Origin of the sequence: Kitasatospora sp. NPDC057512 (genome assembly GCF_042802135.1) — a bacterium.
Taxonomy (GTDB): domain Bacteria; phylum Actinomycetota; class Actinomycetes; order Streptomycetales; family Streptomycetaceae; genus Kitasatospora.
On record NZ_JBHVET010000654.1, the window covers coordinates 1 to 4962 of the forward strand.

At 70.2% G+C, this 4962-nt stretch carries 4 protein-coding genes; all 4 read right to left on the reverse strand.

The genetic code is table 11. The features are described from left to right. Nucleotides 1–61: 61 nt before the first annotated feature. Genes kdpC through kdpF form a run of 4 tightly spaced genes read right to left on the reverse strand, consistent with a single transcriptional unit; the run spans nt 62 to nt 4587 of the window. Nucleotides 62–697, reverse strand: a complete 636-nt coding sequence (kdpC, locus tag ACFU6K_RS31270) for a potassium-transporting ATPase subunit KdpC (protein WP_380668734.1) — start codon at nt 695–697, stop codon at nt 62–64. 20 nt (nt 698–717) lie between these two features. After that, nucleotides 718–2832: a potassium-transporting ATPase subunit KdpB gene (gene kdpB, locus ACFU6K_RS31275; protein WP_380668736.1), complete on the reverse strand. Its 2115-nt coding sequence runs from the start codon at nt 2830–2832 to the stop codon at nt 718–720. Continuing rightward, nucleotides 2832–4496, reverse strand: coding sequence for a potassium-transporting ATPase subunit KdpA (kdpA, locus tag ACFU6K_RS31280; RefSeq protein ID WP_380668738.1), 1665 nt, complete (start codon nt 4494–4496; stop codon nt 2832–2834). Before kdpA ends, kdpB begins: the two co-directional genes overlap by 1 nt. A gap of 1 nt (nt 4497) precedes the next feature. After that, on the reverse strand, nt 4498–4587 hold the full coding sequence (gene kdpF, locus ACFU6K_RS31285; RefSeq protein ID WP_045693083.1) for a K(+)-transporting ATPase subunit F: 90 nt from the start codon (nt 4585–4587) through the stop codon (nt 4498–4500). Between the last annotated feature and the right edge of the window lie 375 nt (nt 4588–4962).

Consider the following 4962-nt stretch of genomic DNA (forward strand, 5'->3'; position numbering starts at 1 on the left):
GGCGCGGGAGGTGTGCTCCCGTGCCCGGGCCGGCCCGGTCACCCGTCTGTACGAGGTGGTGTCACTTCTGCTCGCTGAGCGCCTTGTTGAGCAGCACGACGTTGACGCCCTCGTCGCCGAGGAAGCCGAGCGAGCGGCTCTCGGTGTACTTCTCGACCAGTTTGTTCACCGTCTCCACCGGCAGGTCGCGGTTCTTGGCGACCCGGTCGACCTGCTCCTTCGCGTACGCGACGGAGATGTGCGGGTCGAGGCCGGAGCCGGAGGCGGTCAGCGCGTCGGCCGGGACGCTCGCCGGGTCGACGCCGTCGAACGCGGCGACGGCGGCGCGGCGGTCGTCGACGGCCTTCAGCAGGTCCTCGCTGTTCGGGCCGAGGTTGCTGGCGCTGGAGGAGGAGGCGTCGTAGCCGGTCCCGGCCGCGGAGGGGCGGGGCTGGAACCACTTCGGGTCCGGCCGGGCCTCCTCCTTCGGGTCGTCCGGGTTGGCCTTGGGGAGGTTGAAGCTCTGGCCGATCAGGCTGGAGCCGACCTCCCTGCCGTCGGCCTTCACCGGCGAGCCGTTCGCCTTGTCGGTGAAGGCGACCTGGGAGACGCCGGTGATCAGGAGCGGGTAGGCGACCCCGAGGATCACGGTGAGCACCAGGAGCGCTCGCAGGGCCGTGAAGTGGGTGCGGAGGATCGTCGGCAGGGGCTTGGACATGGTTTTCTCTCCTTCCCGCTTCAGCTGAGGCCGGGGATGAACTGGACGATCAGGTCGATCAGCTTGATGCCGACGAACGGCACCACCAGGCCGCCGAAGCCGTAGACGCCGATGTTGCGGCGCAGCAGCGAGCTGGCGTCGGACGGGCGGTAGCGCACGCCCCGCAGGGCGAGCGGGATCAGGCCGATGATGACCAGGGCGTTGAAGATGATCGCCGAGGTGATCGCGGACTGCGGGCTGTGCAGGCCCATGATGTTGAGGTGGCTCAGGCCCGGGTAGACCCCGGCGAACATCGCGGGGATGATCGCGAAGTACTTGGCCACGTCGTTGGCGATCGAGAAGGTGGTCAGCGCGCCGCGGGTGATCAGCAGCTGCTTGCCGATCTCCACGATCTCGATCAGCTTGGTCGGGTTGGAGTCCAGGTCGACCATGTTGCCGGCCTCCTTGGCCGCCATGGTCCCGGTGTTCATCGCGACGCCGACGTCGGCCTGGGCGAGCGCGGGGGCGTCGTTGGTGCCGTCGCCGGTCATCGCGACCAGCTTGCCGCCCTCCTGCTCCTTCTTGATCAGGGCCATCTTGTCCTCGGGCGTGGCCTCGGCGAGGAAGTCGTCCACGCCGGCCTCCTCCGCGATCGCCTTGGCGGTCAGCGGGTTGTCGCCCGTGATCATGATGGTCTTGATGCCCATCCGGCGGAGCTCGTCGAAGCGCTCCCGCATGCCCTCCTTGACCACGTCCTTGAGGTGGATGACCCCCAGGACGCGGGCGGGCGCGCTGCCGGTCTTCGCGGCCACGACCAGCGGGGTGCCACCGGCGGCGGAGATCCCGTCGACCAGGGCGGAGACCTCGTCGCCGACCGAACCGCCGTTCCCGGTCACCCAGTTGGAGACGGCACCGGCGGCGCCCTTGCGGACCTGGTGGACCCCGTCGGCCTCGTCCAGGTCGACGCCCGACATCCGGGTCTGGGCGGTGAACGGGACCCAGGTGGCGTGGGTCAGCTCGCCCTGGGCGCGGGCCCGCAGACCGTACTCGGTCTTGGCGAGGACCACGATCGAGCGGCCCTCCGGGGTCTCGTCCGCGAGCGAGGAGAGCTGCGCGGCGCCGGCCATGTCCTCGGTGGACACGCCCGGGGCGGGCAGGAACTCGGCGGCCTGGCGGTTGCCCAGGGTGATGGTGCCGGTCTTGTCGAGCAGCAGGGTGTTGACGTCGCCGGCGGCCTCGACGGCGCGGCCGGACATCGCCAGCACGTTGCGCTGCACCAGCCGGTCCATGCCGGCGATGCCGATCGCGGAGAGCAGCGCGCCGATGGTGGTCGGGATGAGCGCCACGATCAGGGCGACCAGGACGATCATCGACTGCGGGGCGCCCGCGTAGGTGGCCATCGGCTGGAGCGTGACGACCGCGACCAGGAAGACGATGGTCAGCGAGGCCAGCAGGATGTTGAGCGCGATCTCGTTCGGCGTCTTCTGCCGGGCGGCGCCCTCGACCAGGGCGATCATCCGGTCGATGAACGACTTGCCGGGCTCCGAGGCGATCTTCACCACGATCCGGTCGGACAGCACCTTGGTGCCGCCGGTGACGGCGCTGCGGTCGCCGCCGGACTCGCGGATGACGGGCGCGGACTCGCCGGTGATCGCCGACTCGTCGACGCTCGCGACACCCTCGACCACGTCGCCGTCGCCGGGGATGACCTGCCCGGCCTCGACCACCACGTGGTCGCCGAGCCGGAGCGCGGTGCCGGGCACCTCCTCCTCGGCGCTGGTGGCCGGCCAGTCGGTGAGCCGGCGGGCCATGGTGTCGCTCTTGGTCTTGCGCAGGGTGTCGGCCTGCGCCTTGCCGCGGCCCTCGGCGACGGCCTCGGCCAGGTTGGCGAAGATCGTGGTCAGCCAGAGCCAGACGGTGATGGCCCAGGCGAAGACGGACGGGTCGGCGATCGCGGCGACGGTGGTGACCACCGAGCCGACCTCGACCACGAACATCACCGGGTTCTTGACCATCACCCGGGGGTCGAGCTTCCTCACCGCGTCCGGCAGGGACGCGACGATCAGCTTCGGGTCGAGCAGGCCGCTCGACACTCTGTGCGGCGCGGCGGGCTCCGCCGTGTCGGCCGGTGCGGGGTTGAGCGTAGGGGTGGACATCAGGAGGACAGACCTTCCGCGATCGGCCCGAGAGCCAGGGCCGGGAAGTAGGTGAGGCCGACGACGATCAGGATCACGCCCGACAGCAGGCCCACGAACAGCGGCTTGTGGGTGGGCAGGGTGCCCGGGGTGGCCGGGACCGGCTGCTGCTGGGCGAGCGAGCCGGACAGCGCCAGGACGAAGACGATCGGCAGCAGTCGGCCGAAGATCATCGCCAGGCCGAGCGCGGTGTCGTACCAGTCGGTGTTGACGGTGATGCCGCCGAAGGCCGAGCCGTTGTTGTTGGCCGCCGAGGTGAAGGCGTACAGCACCTCGGAGAAGCCGTGGGCGCCCGAGTTGAGCATCCCGGCGCGCTCGCCCGGCAGGGCCATCGCCACACCCGTGCCGACCAGCACGATCGTCGGCGTGGTGAGGATGTACAGCGAGGCGAACTTCATCTCCCGGCCGCCGAGCTTCTTGCCCAGGTACTCGGGGGTGCGGCCGACCATCAGGCCCGCCACGAACACCGCGATGACCGCCAGCACGAGCATCCCGTACAGGCCGGAGCCCACACCGCCGGGCGCGATCTCGCCCAGCATCATGTTGAAGACCGTCAGCCCGCCGCCGAACGGCGTGTACGAGTCGTGGAAGGAGTTCACCGCGCCGGTCGAGGTCAGCGTCGTCGAGGCGGCGAACAGCGAGCTCGCGGCGATGCCGAAGCGCTGCTCCTTGCCCTCCATCGCGGCGCCCGCGGCCTGCAGGGCGGTGCCGTGGTGCTGCGACTCGGCGAGGGTCAGCAGGGCCACCGAGGCGGCCCAGAACAGGCCCATCACGGCGACGATCGCGTAGCCCTGGCGGTTGTCCCCCACCATCCGGCCGAAGGTCCGCGGCAGCGCGAACGGGATCAGCAGGATCAGGAAGATCTCGACCAGGTTGGTGAAACCGGTCGGGTTCTCGAAGGGGTGCGCCGAGTTGGCGTTGAAGAAGCCGCCGCCGTTGGTGCCGAGCAGCTTGATGACCTCCTGGGAGGCCACCGGGCCGCCCGGGATCTTCTGGACCTCGCCGGCCAGCGAGGTCACCTCGTGGAAGCCGTGGAAGTTCTGGATCACGCCGTTGGCGGCCAGCACCAGGGCGAAGGCGATCGAGATCGGCAGCAGCAGGCGCAGGTTGATCCGGGTGAGGTCCACCCAGAAGTTGCCGACCCGGTCCGTCCGGTTGCGGGTGAAGCCCCGGATCAGCGCGGCGACGACGGCGATGCCGACGGCCGCGGAGACGAAGTTCTGCACCGCCAGGCCCGCCATCTGCACCAGGTGGCCCATCGCGGACTCGCCGCCGTAGGACTGCCAGTTGGTGTTGGCGACGAACGAGATCGCGGTGTTCCAGGCCTGGTGGCCCGCCATCTGCGGAACACCCAGGTTCAGCAGCAGGTAGCCCTGGAGGCGGATCAGGCCGTAGAGGAAGAGGACGGAGACGGCCGAGAAGGCCAGCACCGAGCGGAGGTACGACGACCAGCGCTGGTCGGCGTCGCCGTCGACGCCTATCAGCTTGTAGATGCCGCGCTCGACTCTGAGGTGCTTGGCGGAGGTGAGGAGCTTGGCGATGTAGTCGCCGAGGGGGCGGTAGCACAGGGCCAGCGCGCCGACGAGGGCGATGACCTGGAGCCAGCCCGCGAGAGTGGATCCCATGTCAGAACTTCTCCGGGAAGATCAGCGCCACGACGAGATAGCCGACGAGCGCGACAGCCACGACCAGACCAGCGATGTTCTCCGCACTCACAGCTTCTCCACCCCCCGCGCGATCAGGGCGATGACGGCGAACACGGCGACCGTGACACCGACGTAGATGAGATCGGACATGGGCTCCACCAGAGTGGTTCGGGAGATGCCGCGACCTGGGCCGAGGGGGCTCGCGCGGCGCCGGCGGACGACCGGCAGATGCAGCAAACCAGCCGTCAGCGGCGCGTTATGGGGCCCTGACGCCCTCCATACGGGTGACGGCACGACGTTGACGCGGCCTTGACGGGCGCTTCACCGGACCGAGACCGTCGTGATCGGGCCGAGATGCGGCGGCGGGGCCGGGGGCGCGACGGGCGGCGGGCCGGGGGCGCGTCCGGCGGCAGGCCGGGCGGCACGTCCGGGTGCGGAACGGCCC